Source organism: Paenibacillus hubeiensis (assembly GCF_032334105.1).
GTDB classification, from domain to species: Bacteria; Bacillota; Bacilli; order Paenibacillales; family Paenibacillaceae; genus Paenibacillus; species Paenibacillus hubeiensis.
Window position 1 is genome coordinate 1 of the sequence record NZ_JAVYAE020000003.1, and the last position, 16998, is coordinate 16998.

Sequence of the window (16998 nt, forward strand, 5' to 3'; positions counted from 1 at the left end):
CCTTCAATCCCTCCACCCGCATAGCAGGTGGTTTTTTGTTTCGCGCGTTTCACGCACTCAACTGGCTAAAGCCATAACAAAAAAAGATTTACAGAGGATTCCTCCCCTGCAAATCTTTGATCCTGCCTATTTGTACGAGGATGGCTCTTGCAATCCAAGTCTCACATATTGGGTGATGCGGCAATACAGATCCAGGAGCTGAACCTCATCGCCATCACCCAGCGCCATTTTCCTCCCCTGATCCACGAGGTGACCCACTAACTCTTGCAGGAAAGACGCCTCAAAGCGCTTTACCTGTTCAAGAATCGCTTCCAGTACGTCAACATCCTTCATGCTGAATTGGGTCAGTCCCCGCAGCAGCATTTCTTCACCCCAGCTTTGGATTCGTTCCAATATGGCATTATATTCTTGCAAACCGTCCCATCCTTCCATAACCGGCATCCAGCTTCAGGTTGATCACCTGCTGCCCTTTCAGAAAACTGATGGGACGCAAGCGTCCGGCCTCGACACGCATAAATACGAAAAAATGTTCCAGCTTGGCGATGCCATGCCCGGATTCCAAACGGCTGATCATCGTGCTCCAATCCTTGTCGTAAGGAAACGACAGATCGAGCAGTTCTCCGCGATCGCTTTCTACCGTAAGCGTCAGCTCTTGCTTCTGTTTATCATAGGCTTGATCGAAAACACGGGTGACTTTTACCAGAGCAAGCTGCTCCTGAGGCATGGAGAACAGTTGATATGATCTTGGCCCTCCACTATTCGAAAGGGCAGAAAACTCTTGTGTAAAGGGGCCGAAATCCATCTCTTCTACCGGCCTGCGTGTCAATAGTTTCAGCTTGGCTCCCTCTCCGGATGAGAGTCTGCGATCTTCGTTGACCTTAATCCCGTGGAAACACAGCTCTTCGCCTGCAAATTGTCGGTAGCTTACGTTGGGCAGCCACGGAATCGTCGAACGGTAATGATCTTCGAACTGGAATTGCTGTTGGTCGTAATATACGGCGCGAACGTCGCTGAAGGTATACATTTGCTGGTCCTGCAGCCCGTAAAAATAGTACGTGATCCCCCGATAACCCGACTGCGTCTCCCAAGCATCTGCCCCAAGTCCATATAGATGCAGATCAGGGACTGTATAATACTTGCTGCGAAAGCTGCCGATCAGCTGGCTTTGCTGCATGGTGGATACCTGTTTCTGTTCCAATACCTGCAGAGCAAGGTACAGCTTCGTGACCCGATCAAGCATGGTTGGCATGGAGAAACGAATATGCCTGGTCAGAAAAAGCTGCAGCTCCCCCTGGATTCCTCGCAAACTGCGTTCGATATCCGGCAGATTGCCGCTGTGGGCTGTGATCGCCAACGTTTCGAGCTGGGCCATGTACGATTCTGGCAAGCGGGCTAACCCTACCCGTAACATTTCCGCTAACATGCGACGACACTCTTTGACCGTCTCCAGCGAGAATTTAGCTTCATATGCCTTTCCGCCAAGCGTGTCCGCATCGTGAAGTCCGTGCTTCTTCCGATAACGAAGCAATGCTTCCAGTTTGGCCATATTCCCGGCAGCCTGTTTCACCTTACATAGCGCTTTGCTTAAACCAGGTTCTTCCGTGAAAGAGACTTCGATGTTTTGCCGAACAAGCCGCACCGTGAGCAAGGAGTCATGAATGACTTCAATGTCTTCGGGATAACTCAGGCGGAACATGACTTCTTCCAGGGCAGAGGCACTGTACGATTGGATCAATGCAAGCAAGTCGGCGTGCAGCATCCATTCGAACCGGGATCGCGACCGGGATTCCGGGGCAGCAGTATCCTCACGATCAGCCCCGTCAGTCGCCACATGAGTCTTAACCGATCCGGATTCCGCCTCCGTCAAGGCCTGTTCCGGATTAACGTCATGTGCTTTATCGGCAGGCACCTCAGCTGCGGCATGCGTCTGTTGGTAATACAAAATGGAGATGAGCACATGTTTGCACAAATGATCCGAAGGGCATGAGCAGTTCCAGTGATCCAAGGTGCTTTCCAAGGTGCACGTGATGCCGTCGCCCAGATGGCACGTTACGGTTGTCTCTCCCCATTCGTACTTCACGCTCACGCCTTGGGCAATGTCCTTCAAGGAACGCTTGTACAATCCTTTATTGGCATGGCGGATCAAATAATCTTCGGTACACAGCTCGACGAATGCCTGAAATTTCCGTTCAAATGACGTCACGTAATCAGCGCCCCGATGCTCTCAAGATGTCATACAACGTTTCACTAAACACGCGCCCCGGGACCTTGCCCAGAGAAATCGCTTTGTGGTCGCTGTAATAATATTGTTTCTGGTTCCCTGGGTTGAAGAAAATCAGGGATTCGAGCGTAATGTCTTCCATTCCTTCATAATACGTAATGCTTGTACCGCTGAATCGCAGCTCTGCAACAAGCTCGCCGTATTCTTTGTAAAATTCGTTAAACCAGCCGCCATCCATGGCAGGCCCCTTGATCCAGCCGTATTTCTCCAAAGCTTTCGGAAACGCCGTTGGTGAAAGGTCTGACTCCGGCAGACGATCATATTCGCTCTTCGCCTGATCTTCCTCGTCCACAACATGAATCTCGCGTTCAAGCTGGGCGAACGGCTGGCTGATCTCGTAATCCTCCAGCTGCGTCTTCCATGCGGCAATGTCGGATGCCTCCAATTCAAGCGGATGAACCAGACCAACCATGAAGGCAGGGTCCAATTCATATTCGTCTTCATCCACCGTATTAAACGTGCCGTCTTCCATATAGCGGAAGGTTGCTGCAAGTTCATTGTCCTCATACACGCCCCAAATTAAGCCTACCGCAAACTTTTGCATGATCACGTTATCGACGAACAGGTTTTTCCACTCCTCCGCCGTCCACAGACGCTGCTTGGACAACGATTCCTCCAAACGTTGAGACTGTATGGTGACCATGGCTTTAAGGTCTTTCTTCAATTGGGCAAAGCTGGCTTTCGCCTTGGCCGCAAGTTCCGGATCGTCTTTTTGCGCAGGCGCGGGCAGCGATTTGACCGATTTTCCGGTTTCTTCGTTCCATACCGCAAGCTGCAAATCGCTGTTCACCTTGATCAAGAAGGTGCGTTCGCCATAACTGAGCCGCTGCGTCCCTTTTTCGTCAAAACCGAGTGAAGTAACCAGCCGATCCTCCAGCTGCTCCGTCGTCAGTCCCATATTTTCGGCGGCCAGCAGCAGCGCTTCCTCAGCGGAGCCCTTGACCTGGCGATTTTTCACCGTACGTTTGATCGAATCGATCGCCATTAGAGCGGCAGGAGCCTTCAAATAAGCCAATACTCTGACCGCATCGGCGGCAATCGCTCCCCGGCTCGACTCGGTCCATTCCTTGATTTGACGCTTGAAAATGGCAACGAGCTGCAAATCGCCGAACAGCACGGACAGATACATTACCCATTTCTCTTTGGCAGGCGCCCCTTCCTGAATCCAAAGCTGCAGCAATTCAACGGCGAAACGGGAGAGCGATTCCTCGGTGGCATAGGTACGTACTTCATTCAAGCTTTCATTCGGGGCGGCCGTATAGTCCATGGACTGAAGCAGTACATATTTTTTGATTCGTTCATCGAGCGGCGTTCCTTCGTGATCCATAAGATCAGGCAGATCCTTCAACGACAGCCAGTTCAAACGGGATACTTTTTTGGCATCGGCTTGGTCTGCCAGCGCGGCATGGGCATGTACCGGGCTCAAATCGGCGGTATCCAGCAGAATTTGAATCAATGCTTTCCACTCTGCCGATTTCTCGCTTTGTAGAAGCGTTTGATAGGCCGTTTTGGGATCAGGCAGCCCGCGAATGGCGTTCAACACCATTTCCTTGATGCCGGCTTTTTTCTCCGCACGATAGATGTGAATGTACAGCTCCGCATCCGGCGTGCGGTTGAAGCGCGACGTGGCGAGCGCATTGGCTTTTTTGGACGAATCCTGAAGTCCCAACCGAAGCGCCTGCGACAACTGCTCTACCGAAAGCTCTTGATCTTCCGCAAACGCAATTTCAAGCGCAAGCTGGCGCGTCTCTGCAGGCAGGTTTTTGTACTGCTTGAATGCAGCATCCAGATGGTTTCCGATGATCCGGGTATATTCATCCTGAGGCATCGATCGGTAGCTGTATTCACGAATGCCGTTCAATTGGAGCAAACTCGAAAGCAGGTTTTCATCGTCCACGTCCGGATCGTTGCTGTACGCATCAAGCAGCTTCTCTCCACTGAACGCATAGGAGGAGTAGAGATCGGACAAAGCCTCCAACGTCCCGGTTTGGGGACGGGAAATCAGGATGGCAAACCGCCGCATCGCTTCGGAACGTACCGGCAGGAACGTAATTGCAATCAGGTTGGCAATACGTTTGGCATCCCGATTCAAATGGGTGAACAACCCGCGATTCAAGTTGTCTTTCCAATAATCCTCGAGCGAGGTTTCCCCTTTCAAATAACGGGACATGTTCAGACCGTGCCGGCCTCCGTCCGTTGGATGGGCCAGTGCGGCGAAGACGGCTTCTTCGATCGTTCCCGATCCGGACGGTAGTGAAATATCATGCTTTTCAAGCACGTAGTGAATATATAATTTGAAATAAGCAGAGCGCGAGAGCGCATACGTGCGCTTTGCCCGCTCAGTGTCGGCCAACACGGCGGCTTCCAGCGACTGCCACGGCACAAAATAACTGTACAGATCCGTGCGCAGCTGCTCGATCAGCTGATAAGGCTCGTCCGTCGGGACCAAGCCGCTCAGCAGCTCATCCACGTTTTTCGCGCGGTAATCCATCGCGAGCAGGTATTGACGCACCTCCAAAGGATAGATTTCGTGCAGTTCTCGCATTGACTCAAGCAAAACGAGGCTCAGCTCGTCTTGATGCTCTAGAAATGCGTTCTTTCCCCCTTGGATGTTGATCACGTATAGCAAAGCGCTGCTGATCAGCAGCATCGTGGAATGGAAATCGCCGGCAGATACCCGATCTTTTTCCCGCAAAACCGTATCCGCATACTTTTCATCGATGAGTTGCTTGCGTTTGGATTCAAGGTATTCATGATCCAGCTCATACCATGATCGATTGTCCTTCGTCTGCATGTAGCCGACCACGAGCGGTTCGCACATCCGGTGCAAAAGCGTACGAAGCTCAGAAACATTTCCCGCGAAGACCGCTTGGAACAGTTCTGGCAAACCTTGATGGAACAGCTGAACCTGTGCGCCGTGCTGTGCATCGCCATGCAGGCCGGCATAGGCACGGAGCAAAAGAAGCGCGTTTACGATGTCATAACAGCTGTTGGATCGATGGGCTTTCTTTTGTTTCAGATGGGTCTGGATTGCTCCCAGCCTGCTTTTCAACTCATCCACGATTTCGCGCTCGCCTGCAAATGCACGAATTTTGTCCAGACGGGCAATAACAGGCCCCATCCGATCTTTGCCTTTGGTCTTGCCTTCCAATCCGTACGCGTTGGCATCTTCGCCAAGACAAACGGAAAAGGCATCCTGTCTCCACGAATTTCGGGAGTATCGGGACTCCAGATGAATGAGAATGGAGCCGGCACGGAAAAACACGTCCCCCGCATCCCTTTTACCAATTTTCATGAGCGTTTCCATGCTGAAATATGCATAGTGGCTCGATTTGCCCAACATATCCGGAAATTCGTCGGTATTGCCCATAATATAGTCATAGATGGAGCCGCTTCGGTCCGTTTGTATCGAGTATTCCCGCGAACACTCGGTGGCGAATTTTTCGATCAAGGCCTCCAATGCACGATCTGCGGTTAACATCATACATGCCTCCTTTAAAATGTGTAGCTATGGTTCATCCAAACAAGGTTATATAAATTGGACCCATTCAACTTATGATCTCTCCGATCCAATCTGCCAGCTCGTTTGGCGTAATGGCGGCAACGTGCGCTCCCATATTGGCGAGTGTCTGTGCGGCATGTTTGTTGTAGACGGAATCTCCGTTGAAATCAAGCGCCGTCAGCACCAGCAGCTTGCAGCCCGAATCCAGAATATCTTTGCAAGCTTTATACATGTGCTGGATCGGATAACCTTCCTCCAGATCGCTGACGAGGATGTAAATCGTTTTTCCGGGGTTATCGATCAACGTTTCACCATAACGCAGTGCTTTGGCAATATGCGTGCCCCCGCCAAGCTGCACGTTCATTAACAGATCCACCGGATCGTCGAGCCGGTCGCTGAGATCAACAACTTGGGTATCAAAAATGAACAGTTTGGTGCGCAGCGCATTGAGCCGGTAAAAAATGCTCGCCATCACTGAACTGTAGATTACCGAGTCCAGCATGCTGCCGCTTTCGTCCACGCCGATGATCACGTTCCACTTATTGTGCGGTTGAATATTGCCGTCGAAATACAGCCGGTCTATGATGAACCTTCGATTGACGCGATCGACGTTTTTCAGGTTTTTGGTCACCGTTCGCTTGAAGTTCAGATTGCGCAGCGAGCGAACCGGGCTATGTGCATATCGCGAGCGTTTGCCCATAATGCTGGCGCGCGTTTGCGACTCCAGTTTTCTGCGCAAGTCTTCCACGACTTGCCGCACGATCTCTTTGGCGCTTTTCAGCACCTCGCCCTTCATGCGGCCTTTGAACTGCATAATGTTTTTGAGCAAGCCCATATTGGGTTCAAGCGACTCAAGCAATTTTTTGTCCGTCAACAGTTCGGTGAGTCCGTAACGGTCCAATGCCTGTTTTTCCAAAATCTCGACCGTCTGTTTCGGAAACAGCTTCCGAACCTTATGCAGCCATTTGGGTACCGTCAGATTGGAAGGACCTCGGCCCCCTTCTTGCCGATAGCCCTGATCTTCCCCGTATTCGCGGCTGTATAAATAGTCCAGTATTTCATCCACTTCGTTATATTGGAAATGCTGCTCGTCAAAGCCGTCAGCCTGGCATAAACCTTCGCTCGCCGATTCTCCGAGGATCAATCGCCAGCGATTGAGCGCTTCCGATGAACTGCGTTTCGCCGACGCGCCAGCGGCTTCATGCATATTCAGATCAGTTTCCATGCCTCAAACTCCTTTCGGATGGCTTCATCCCAAGCCTTTGCCTGTACCAGCACTCTTTCGTCCATAGCGGGAAGGGAAAGATCGTCCACCCGAACTTGGAAGAGGCCGGCTACCCGTTCCGCAATCAACGCAACTTCCATCGGCGTAAAAAACGTAAAGGCCAGGCGCAATTCGGGAACCATGCCGATAAAATCCTCCGTAGACAGCTGCGCCACCAAATAGTTCAATTCCTGCAACAGCTCATCTTCATACAGGAACGCATCGCGCGAAATCGCAAAAACACCTTGCAAATACAGCGCGGTTTGCAGCATTTGCTCCGGTGTACCGCGAATATAAGACCGGGCTCGCTCTACGATTTCCTGCTTTGGCCTGTCGCCGAGCCCGGAGGATATGGCAACGCAGACCCCTTCCAATTGAGGGGGAAGTCCCTGATCCATAAGCAGATCGTTCAAGTAGGAACGGAACGTTTCGTCCTCGAATGGCTGTTCGGCCGAGTCCGCCAGCATCGATAACAGCTTCAATCCCTGAATGATGGCAGCGTGCTCGTCCTGGTTCGTATGGGCTAGCTGCGGCAGCTTGTCCACCGCATTTCGATATGCCTCCACCACCAGCAATCGCAGCCTGTCATCATTTGCAATTCCGAGCAAGTGGCGATGCTGACGAATCCTGTTCAGCGTGTGCAGGCTGTCGCATAAAGAAAGGAAATGGCCGTCTTTGCGCAAAGCGGCGCGTACCTGACTGTATAACCGTTCGGCGGTATCCTGCAGCCCCATCAACAGGGCACGCAGCATGCGCTGGGCAAGCTCTCCGCTGTGATGATCGGGAATACCCTGCATCTCTTCTTCCATTTTGCGGGCTGCCGCCTCGCGAAGGGTGCCTCCATACAACGAGCTTTCAATCAAACGGGCTTCAACGCGTGATGAATACGCATAGACCCACGTTTCACGAACCAGGTTCATATCGCGCCGGGCAACCCAATCCGGACCGGATTGCCGCTCCGCGAAATGCGGCACCAAGTATGTAACGCATTGAAAGAGCCGGCTTAATCGGCGATGTTCCTTTTTCGCATACAGATCCAACACCTTTTTATGCTGGCCCGTCGTTCCGATCTGGAGTTTTAGCTCTTTGCACCAAGCTTTAAAGTCTTCAACGATCGGAACGCTGAAAGGATTCGGTGCCACAGTGCCGATGGCATCTCCGGTCAGCAATTGCTGCAGTTCTTTCATAGGCTGTTCCGTCGCGAGCGTAAGCTCGCCCTTGATAAAGGCGGACAACGCCGCGTCCATGAGCTCATAGACCCCGCCTTCCGATTTGCCTCGCAGCGCCGCCAAATCCTGAATCATGCGATACGCTTCAATGGCGTCGCTTGTGGATACATGTTCATCGCGACTCCGCAGTTTGCGCGTCAGTTTGGCCAGCAAATCGACGGCGACTCGTTCGTATGGGCGGTTTTTCTTTCGCTGCAAATGTTCCCAGATCCATTCATAATAGCTGACGAAAGGCATGCCGCTGGCATAACCGTTCAACCGATCCGCCTCTGCATAGGTATAAACCATTGGGTAAATCTGATGCGATACGGGAGCTGTCTGAGGTAACGTATCTTGATGTGATGCTCCGCCGCCCGGTACGGCTGCTGGTTCTGTAAGCAAGCCGTAGGTATGAAATCCTCCCGTAATCACCAGCACACGTTCATATGCGCCGGCGGCTTCCGCGATGTGCTCGCGCATCCGGGCTTCCCTTGCCAAATCGCCGGATGCCAGCAGCTGGCTCGGCGTATAGCACATTCTAGAACATGTGCAGTACGTAAATACGTCCAGCACAAATTCGCGCGTCGTTTTGGCCAAACCGCCGATCTCGAACACTTTCTCCCAAAGCTCGTCAAAGCTGCGGCAATTCGCCTTTTGACACAAGCGCTGAATGAACTCCGATCCGGCGAGCAGTGTTTCGTCCTGGCCCGACACTTCCCTTCGCTCCGATGTTTGCGTTCCGGCCAGGTGGTGGTAGTCCAGATCGATGAAACGGGCCGGGATGCCGCGCTTGGCTGCCTCTCTGATGGCCACGTACTCCGGAGAATAACGCAGCATGGGATAATAGCAAGCATCTCTGCCGTCTTCATTTTCGTACGTATAATACAGGCTGACCGGAGGGACCGTAGCTTCGTCTGCCAGGACGCCAAGCAGCGGGTTTCCGCTTTCCGGGCCTTCGATCAGAATCATATCCGGCTTATACAGATCAATCAGCTTCAATAAATGGTAGGAACAAGCAGGACTATGATGCCTCACCGGATAATACAAGGTTCCCCCGTCCGTATTGAACACGCTGGTCTCAAACAGACGCAGCAGCTCATCCATGTCCAAGCCGGACGCGGCGTTTACCCGATCCATTTTTTCTCCTCATAATACTGCTTCCAAATGCCTTCATCTTTGGAACGCTCTTTGACCACCTTGGAAAAATACGTTTTGAGCACGGACAAGTCCTTGTCGTTTTCCTTGGCGATCGTACCCAGCATGTTCTGCACCAGCCGGTCGAGCGCAATGTCCTTCCCTTCATAATAATGGGATGTCATCGCGCTCTGCACATAAACGGATACCGCTTCGGCCGTGCTCATGGAAGCCTGCGGCGTGTCCAGCTTGTACCCTTCGCGGCTCATGCCCGTGCGAAGCTCCATAAAGGTCGTCGCGAGCAGTTCCACCACGTCGGTATTGATTTCAGCCTCGATGCCGCTATGCATCAGCAGGCTGCGTGCCTGGGATTCGATGATTTTGGCTTCCATCTTCACGCTGTTGATTGGCTTGATCGTTTCAAAGTTGAATCGGCGCTTCAGCGCGCCGCTCATTTCGTTAACGCCTTTGTCCCGGATGTTCGCGGTGGCGATCACGTTGAAGCCCGGTTTGGCGAACAATACTCCGCCATCCAGTTCGGGAATGCTCATGACCTTGTCGCTGAGTATGCTGATCAGGCTATCCTGCGCTTCCGAAGGACAACGCGTAATTTCCTCGAAACGGGTCAGGATGCCTTTTTTCATTCCGTTATACAACGGGGATGGCACGAGCGCGGCTTCCGAAGGTCCTTTATCAAGCAGCATCGCGTAGTTCCACGAGTACTTGATCATGTCCTCCGTCGTGCCGGCCGTACCTTGAATGGTGTTCAGGCTGGTACCTGAAATGGCTGCGGTCAACAGCTCGCTCAGCATCGTTTTGGCCGTTCCCGGTTCCCCGACCAGCATGAGCCCCCGGTTTCCCGCCAGCGTCACCACGGCCCGCTCGATCAGCACGTCGTTGCCGTAAAATTTTCGCGTAATCGGCACCTGCTTGCCGTCCAGCACCGCCGGCTCGTCGCGCCCAATGATGAAGTCCCGCACATGCACAGGCGATAACAGCCAATTTGGAGGCCGCTTGCCCTTGTCTTCTTCCCGCAGTGCACGCAGCTGCTCCTCGTACAATGTTTCGGCCGGTGGTTTAATCATTTCCATCGTGAAGCTTTCTCCTCTCACATAACAGATCGTATGTTCTTATTGATGTTATATTAACATACTCCTTTTCAGGCTACAGGCATAAACGCCAAAAATGGTTGAAATGTCCTTCTTATCAGCATCTATACTAAGCCCTTGGACACAGATCCACGTATAAATACGTAACAGAATTGTACCTGTCCAGACCAATCCGGGATCATTCGTAGCAACATTTGCATATTGCCCAAGCATCTGGAAAAATAGAGTTGTATCCAAACGAGCAAAGAGAGGGGATATTCATTTGAGCAATCAGCCTGGTTCGAATTATTCCGATTTCTTCACGTCCGAATTCACCCGGAATCCGTATCCCGTTTATGCAAAAATGAGACAACAGGAACCCGTTTTTCGCATCTTGTTCCCCGATGGGCAATACGTCTGGCTTATCACGCAATATGAAGATGCGGTACAAGTGCTTAAAGATCCGCGATTCAGCAAGGACGTGGTCAAACGATACGGGGCGGAACACGCAACCATGATGACGAATAACATGCTGTTCGCCGACCCGCCCGACCATCGACGCCTGCGAGGACTCGTGCAAAAGGCATTTACGCCTAAACTCATTGCGGACATGCGCGATCACATCCAGGAGATTGCCGACGACTTGCTCAACAATCTGTCATCCACGGAACGCGTGGACTTGATCGACGAATATGCATTCCCGCTGCCGATTATCGTCATTAGCGAAATTTTGGGCGTACCCTTGGAGGATCAGGACAAATTCCGGGTCTGGTCCAATGCCATCATTGACGCAAACAGCGCCGAGCATGCGGATACGTTTCAGGAGCATAGCGAGGCATTCAGGGCTTATTTGACCGAATGGTTCGCCAAAGTACGGAAGGAGCCAGGAAAGGATCTGATCAGCCAGCTTGTAGCGGCAGAGGAAGCGGGCGATAAACTGTCCGAAGAAGAGCTGCTTGGCGTTGTCGCCCTGCTCATCATTGCCGGTCACGAAACCACCGTAAACCTGATCGGCAACGGCGTTCTTGCTTTGCTGGAACATCCGGAGCAGCGCGATCTGTTGATCAAGCAACCGGAGTTGATCCATCAAGCCGTCGAAGAAATGCTGCGTTATAATGGCCCCGTGGAATTCAGCACAACGCGTTGGGCCTTGGAAGATATTGAATTTCGCGGACAACATATTGCCAAAGGAGAGATTGTCATCGTTGCGCTGGATTCGGCCAATCGGGACGAAGCACGCTTCAGCGATGCAGACCTGTTCGATATCACGCGCGAGAAGAGCCCGCATTTGGCTTTCGGAACAGGCATTCACCTTTGTCTCGGAGCGCCGCTCGCCCGCCTGGAAGGGGAAATCGCCATTGCAACCTTGTTGAAACGATTTCCGCACATGCGTCTAGCATCCGACGTGGATTCGCTGGAATGGCGGGCAGGACTGATTGTAAGAGGGGTAAAGGCCCTCCCTATTCAACTAAGCTAGAAGCAGAAACCGATCTTTCAACAACAAACCCGGAGCCGGCCGCGTTGTCTGTGGATCAACAAGCGCTTGAGCACAGGCAGATCGAACTTATTCGCGCTGGCAACAAAATCAGGGCTATCAAGGAATTGCGCGATGAAAGAAGGCTGTCGCTCAAGGATGCCAAGGATGTTGTTGAAGCTCTTGAACGAAACTAAAAAGTATCACCCCTACTCCCTGCGGAAATCCTTACGCTCTTGGCATGCATCCTTGCTGTCTAAGACGAATTTTCAGCAGGGAGTTTACATTTTCATCGATCCATGCTATCTTATTTCTATATTCCTAGAAATAAGAAATAAAGATGAAGGGACTAACCATAATGGTGAATAACCCGATTGATATGGAACAAGCCGTGAAAATTCATAAAGCGTTGGGTGAGCAAACACGGTACAAAATCGTTCAGATCTTGTCCGGTGAAAGCAATCTTTGTCCTGCCGATCTGGAGAACCGCCTTGTAACGGTGGCCCTTTCCACCTTGTCTCACCATTTGAAGCAGCTGTCCGATTGCGGCTTGCTTACATCCCAAAAAAAAGGAACCTATATCTACTACAGCCTGAATACAGACACCGTACAGCGGTATGCTCCCTATCTGTTAAACAGCTAAAAATTTTGATCGTTATTTCTATAAAACTAGAAATATCGAAAATAGGGCTGTTCGGATGAACATCAGCATGTTAGCTCACTCAATGCATTCAATGGACGGTATAGCGGTTTTTCTTTGTCTTTATTTCTATATTTCTAATAATATCAAAAAACTATTATCGAAAGAGGTTGATCTCGTTGTCTAAACAGCTGAAAATCGTTGTTCTCGCTTTGGTCAGTTTTCTTGTCGGCACTTCCGAGTATATCATTGCCGGCATTCTGGATCGCATCGCCGCCACGATGCACATCTCACTGATTGCTGCCGGTCAGCTGATTACCGTATTTTCACTCGTTTACGCCCTCGGTACTCCAGTGATCATCGCCCTGACTTCCCGCTTCGATCGGCGAAAATTGCTGCTTTATTTCCTCGGTCTTTTCGTCATCGCCAATGTGCTAGCCTTCCTGCTGCCAGGATACGAATGGTTTATTGCTGCCCGTATTCTGATGGCGCTTGGCGCCGGAGTGGTTGTCGTTACCGCGCTAACCGTCGCTTCCAAAATCGCCCCTGAGGGTAAACAGGCCAGTGCCATTGCTACGGTCATTACCGGCTTCACCGCTTCCCTGATCGTTGGCGTGCCTTTGGGAAGGCTCGTTGCCGCCTCATGGGATTGGAAACTCGTTTTTGCAGGGATTGCGTTCCTTGGCCTATTATCCATGCTGGTCATTGCATCAACCATTCCGCCATTGGAAGCCGAAGCTCATGTTCCATTGAAAAAACAGTTGTCCCTCTTGAAGCAGCCCCGAATCGGCTTGGCCCTGCTTGTGACCTTTTTCTGGCTGGGCGGTTATTCGATCACCTATACGTACATTTCGCCGTATCTGATCGAAATCTCCGGCATGAGTGAAGCCGTGTTAAGCACCACCTTGCTTGCCTTCGGTATTGCAAGTCTGATCGGCTCGAAGGCAGGAGGTTACAGTGCAGACCGTCAAGGCGTAAAACGCACGCTGCTTGCGGGAATGGCTCTGCATGTGTTTAGCCTTGCGATGTTAAACCTGACATCCCACTCTTCATTCGCCATCGTCGCCGTTCTTATATTGTGGTCTTTTGCGGCCTGGTCGTCCGGTCCGACTCAACAATATCATCTCGTTACGATGGCTCCTGAATCCTCCAGCATCATGCTCAGTCTGAACAGCTCCGTTATGCAGCTCTCCATGGCTGCAGGTGCCGGTATTGGTGGGATTGCCGTCAGCGCCATATCGTTATCGTCCATCACCTGGATCGGTGCAGCCGGAGTCGCCATTGCTTTTGTGGTGGTTGGGGTATCCTATCGATCCGCACACAGGAAAGTAACTTCAAATGCTTCAAGTGCCGCATAATGAGCAATAATCACTTGGTGATAAGAAAAAGAGAGGCTCTGTCACATACAGCGCCTCTCTTTCTTTGTTCATCCATTATTGTGCCGTTACGGCACCATCAATGGGATATACAGCACCGTTGATGTACGGAGCTTCGTCTCCAAGCAGGAAAGCAACCAGGTTCGCGATTTCTTCCGGCTTGCCGAGACGTCCCGAAGGGATGCTGTCAACGGTCGCCTTGAACACCTCCGGGTTGTCCTTGCCGAATTGCACTACCATTGGCGTTTCGATCGTTCCCGGCGCGATGGCGTTTACGCGAATTTGATCTTTGCCGTATTCGATAGCTGCCGTACGTGTCAGACCAACCACGCCATGTTTCGTCGCCGCATAAGGAGCCACGGCGGGTACGCCGACTACGCCTGCCGTTGAGGCGGTGTTGACGATCGAACCGCCGCCCGTTTTGAGCATTTCGGTAATGACATATTTCAATCCGTAAAATACGCTTCTCAAGTTAATGTCGATGATTTTGTCAAACTGTTCAATCGTGTGCTCGATCAATTTGACGCCTGGGCCCGCGATTCCGGCATTGTTAAAGAACATGTCGATGCGTCCGAACTCATCGATCGTTTTTTTTACGTAGTTTTCCACGTCCGCAGCCTTGCTTACGTCTGCCTGGACGAAAATGGCTTTTCCGCCAAGTTCCTTGATTTGTTTAACCGTTTCCTGACCTGTCTCTTCTACGAGATCAACGACAACGATGGATGCTCCCTTTTCCGCCAGCTTCAACGCGGCAGCTTGTCCCAAACCGCTTCCTGCTCCAGTAATGATAGCTACTTTTCCGGTGTGACTCATGTTGATCTCCTCCATGTCTGTACGTTTTTCGTCATCGGATGGTTAAGTCGATTTGAAGCAGTGCTCAAACATAACCTATGTAAGATAAAATTGTATCCTTCCTGACTTACTTATTGTAAATGACTTACGACAAAAAAATCAAATTATATTTATATTAGTACATATAATATCGTTTCATAAGTATATAAAAATGGTGCGAAGAAGAGAGCGTCCAAAAAAGGACATGTTTTGAACCCGCTCTCCCTACGCATCCGATAGGATGATGCTGCACAGCATAACACCTGGAATTCCCCTCCAAGCCGTTAGCGCAGCAAATTCGTTTTGGCCAGCTCGATCAGCTCATCCCCACGCCCGTTAAGTACAGCCTTCATCATCCACAGCGTGAAGCCTTCCGCTTGTTTGATGCTGATTTTTGGTGGCAAGGACAGTTCCTGCCGGTTGACGACTGCGTCGATCAGGACAGGGCCGTCATGCTGCAGTGCCTGCTGGATCGCTCCTTCGACATCGGCCGGATCTTCTACTCGAATGCCTTTGATGCCCATAGCTTCCGCCACCGTCGCAAAGTTGGGATTGACGAGCTCGGTGCCTGATTCCAAAAAACCGGCCGCCTTCATTTCAAGTTCGACGAAACTAAGCGCTCCATTATTGTAAACCACAACCTTCACCGGCAGATTGTGCTGTTTCAGGGTAAGCAGGTCACCCATCAGCATGGCTAATCCGCCGTCGCCGGACAAAGAAATGACCTGCCGGCCAGGATCGGCTACTTGCGCCCCAATGCCCTGAGGCAGTGCGTTGGCCATCGTGCCATGATTGAACGAGCCGAGCAGACGGCGATTTTGGCTCATTTTCAAGTAACGTGCCGCCCATACGGTAGGCGTGCCTACGTCGCACGTAAAAATGGCATTCTCCGCGGCTGCGTCGCTGATCGCTTGCGTAAGGTATTGCGGATGGATCGGCTTTTTGCCGGGTTTGCCCACGGCCAACTCATCCAAGTCTTTACGCACCTTTTCGAAATGTTCCACACTTTTGCGCAGATGTTTGTCGCTGTGCTCTTGTGTCAAATAGGGCAGCAATGCTTCGATGGTAGCCTTCACGTCCCCGCACACCCCATAATCCAGCTTGGTTCTTCGGCCAAGGTGCGAAGCTTGAATGTCCACCTGCAGAACGATGGCCTCCTCGGGATAAAACTGCCGATACGGGAAATCTGTGCCCAACATCAGCAATATATCGCAATCCATCATCGCATGATATCCGGATGAATATCCGATCAATCCGGTCAATCCCACTGAATACGGATTGTCATACTCCAGATGCTCCTTGCCCCGGAGCGCGATGACCATCGGCGATTTCAACCTGTCGCACAGCTGCATCAGCTGCTCATGTGCACCAGCGCATCCGGCCCCGCAGAGTAGCGTTATCTTTCGGTCGCTATTCAAGTACTCTGCGAGTTTTTGCAGTTCGGGAACGGAAGGGTGAACGACGGGCTTGGGGGTTTGGAATACATGCTCGGGTACGGGAAGATTGGCCGCCTCCAGAGCAGCAACATCGCCCGGCAACACAATAACCGAAACGCCCGAACGCGCCACCGCAGTCTGCATGGCCATCGTAATCGAACGCGGCATCTGCTTGGCCGTGGTGACGACCTCGCAATAATGGCTGCATTCCTGAAACAAATATTCCGGATGCGTGGATTGAAAATATTCGCTTCCAATCTCGTCGCTCGGAATATGTGCCGCAATGGCCAGAACGGGAACGAGATTCCGGTGGCAGTCGTACAAACCGTTAATTAAATGCATATTCCCCGGGCCGCTGCTTCCGGCGCAAACGGCAATGCTCCCGGCAACGGCCGCATCCGCTCCGGCGGCAAACGCCGCGACTTCCTCGTGACGCACGTGGATCCATTCGATTTCACCCGAACGGCGAATGGAATCGAGGATCGCGTTCAACGAGTCTCCAACAATACCATAAATACGTTTAACGCCTGCGTTTAGCAAGGCTTTAATGACAACATCCGCTACTGTCTTCTTCATGGACAATCTCCTTTATTCGCTGAATATGAGTTATGCTTCCACCTCGCCGATATACCTATTCGCATACCCGAAATCATTCAACCCGAACCAGATGACGCCAAAATCCGCCTGTCGCAGAGACAGGCGGATACATATGCGGATACATATATGGAACAGTTGCCCACACGGGCAGCGCACCATGATGAACA

12 protein-coding genes are annotated in these 16998 nt (G+C 51.6%); 4 read left to right on the plus strand and 8 right to left on the minus strand.

The genetic code is table 11. The annotated features are described in order from the left end of the window. Positions 1–126: 126 nt before the first annotated feature. From RSX24_RS10180 to RSX24_RS10205, 6 genes are all read right to left on the minus strand, one after another. Entirely contained in the window at positions 127–414 is a 288-nt protein-coding gene (locus RSX24_RS10180) for a hypothetical protein (RefSeq protein ID WP_236414300.1), read from the minus strand. Beyond that, positions 401–2203 (minus strand): hypothetical protein, encoded by a 1803-nt coding sequence (locus tag RSX24_RS10185; protein ID WP_343260514.1) that lies wholly within the window; start codon positions 2201–2203, stop codon positions 401–403. The genes RSX24_RS10180 and RSX24_RS10185 overlap by 14 nt, the downstream gene beginning before the upstream one ends. A gap of 4 nt (positions 2204–2207) precedes the next feature. After that, positions 2208–5765: a DUF4132 domain-containing protein gene (locus RSX24_RS10190; RefSeq protein ID WP_343260515.1), complete on the minus strand. Its 3558-nt coding sequence runs from the start codon at positions 5763–5765 to the stop codon at positions 2208–2210. A 64-nt stretch (positions 5766–5829) separates the two neighbouring features. Further along, positions 5830–7008 (minus strand): VWA domain-containing protein, encoded by a 1179-nt coding sequence (locus RSX24_RS10195; RefSeq protein ID WP_343260516.1) that lies wholly within the window; start codon positions 7006–7008, stop codon positions 5830–5832. Continuing rightward, positions 6993–9392 (minus strand): DUF5682 family protein, encoded by a 2400-nt coding sequence (locus RSX24_RS10200; protein ID WP_343260517.1) that lies wholly within the window; start codon positions 9390–9392, stop codon positions 6993–6995. The genes RSX24_RS10195 and RSX24_RS10200 overlap by 16 nt, the downstream gene beginning before the upstream one ends. Then, positions 9380–10480 carry an ATP-binding protein gene (locus tag RSX24_RS10205; RefSeq protein ID WP_236414290.1) on the minus strand — a complete coding sequence of 367 codons (1101 nt, stop codon included), beginning with the start codon at positions 10478–10480 and terminating at the stop codon, positions 9380–9382. Before RSX24_RS10205 ends, RSX24_RS10200 begins: the two co-directional genes overlap by 13 nt. Before the next feature lie 280 nt (positions 10481–10760). On the opposite strand from RSX24_RS10205, the gene RSX24_RS10210 reads away from it, so the two are divergent. From RSX24_RS10210 to RSX24_RS10225, 4 genes are all read left to right on the plus strand, one after another. Then, complete coding sequence (locus RSX24_RS10210) at positions 10761–11954, plus strand: cytochrome P450 family protein (RefSeq protein WP_343260518.1); 1194 nt, start codon at positions 10761–10763, stop codon at positions 11952–11954. Between the two features lie 44 nt (positions 11955–11998). Further along, the gene (locus RSX24_RS10215) at positions 11999–12148 is read left to right on the plus strand and encodes a ribosomal protein L7/L12 (protein ID WP_343260519.1); all 150 of its coding nucleotides are present in this window, start codon (positions 11999–12001) and stop codon (positions 12146–12148) included. A 161-nt stretch (positions 12149–12309) separates the two neighbouring features. After that, positions 12310–12594, plus strand: a complete 285-nt coding sequence (locus RSX24_RS10220) for an ArsR/SmtB family transcription factor (protein ID WP_236414284.1) — start codon at positions 12310–12312, stop codon at positions 12592–12594. Between the two features lie 176 nt (positions 12595–12770). After that, positions 12771–13949 carry an MFS transporter gene (locus RSX24_RS10225; protein WP_343260520.1) on the plus strand — a complete coding sequence of 393 codons (1179 nt, stop codon included), beginning with the start codon at positions 12771–12773 and terminating at the stop codon, positions 13947–13949. Between the two features lie 75 nt (positions 13950–14024). Here RSX24_RS10225 and RSX24_RS10230 read toward each other — a convergent pair whose 3' ends face one another. Continuing rightward, a complete protein-coding gene (locus RSX24_RS10230) occupies positions 14025–14780 on the minus strand; it encodes an SDR family NAD(P)-dependent oxidoreductase (RefSeq protein WP_339272192.1) in 756 nt (251 codons plus the stop codon). Between the two features lie 302 nt (positions 14781–15082). After that, positions 15083–16810, minus strand: a complete 1728-nt coding sequence (gene poxB / locus RSX24_RS10235; RefSeq protein WP_343260521.1) for a ubiquinone-dependent pyruvate dehydrogenase — start codon at positions 16808–16810, stop codon at positions 15083–15085. Positions 16811–16998 lie beyond the last annotated feature (188 nt).

What these genes read in the sequence shown, in the direction of transcription:
- RSX24_RS10205 (WP_236414290.1), bottom strand. Translation starts at nt 10,480, where the DNA reads ATGGAAATGATTAAACCACCGGCCGAAACATTGTACGAGGAGCAGCTG.
- RSX24_RS10200 (WP_343260517.1), bottom strand. Translation starts at nt 9,392, where the DNA reads ATGGATCGGGTAAACGCCGCGTCCGGCTTGGACATGGATGAGCTGCTG.
- RSX24_RS10230 (WP_339272192.1), bottom strand. Translation starts at nt 14,780, where the DNA reads ATGAGTCACACCGGAAAAGTAGCTATCATTACTGGAGCAGGAAGCGGT.
- RSX24_RS10195 (WP_343260516.1), bottom strand. Translation starts at nt 7,008, where the DNA reads ATGGAAACTGATCTGAATATGCATGAAGCCGCTGGCGCGTCGGCGAAA.
- RSX24_RS10190 (WP_343260515.1), bottom strand. Translation starts at nt 5,765, where the DNA reads ATGATGTTAACCGCAGATCGTGCATTGGAGGCCTTGATCGAAAAATTC.
- poxB (WP_343260521.1), bottom strand. Translation starts at nt 16,810, where the DNA reads ATGAAGAAGACAGTAGCGGATGTTGTCATTAAAGCCTTGCTAAACGCA.
- RSX24_RS10220 (WP_236414284.1), top strand. Translation starts at nt 12,310, where the DNA reads ATGGTGAATAACCCGATTGATATGGAACAAGCCGTGAAAATTCATAAA.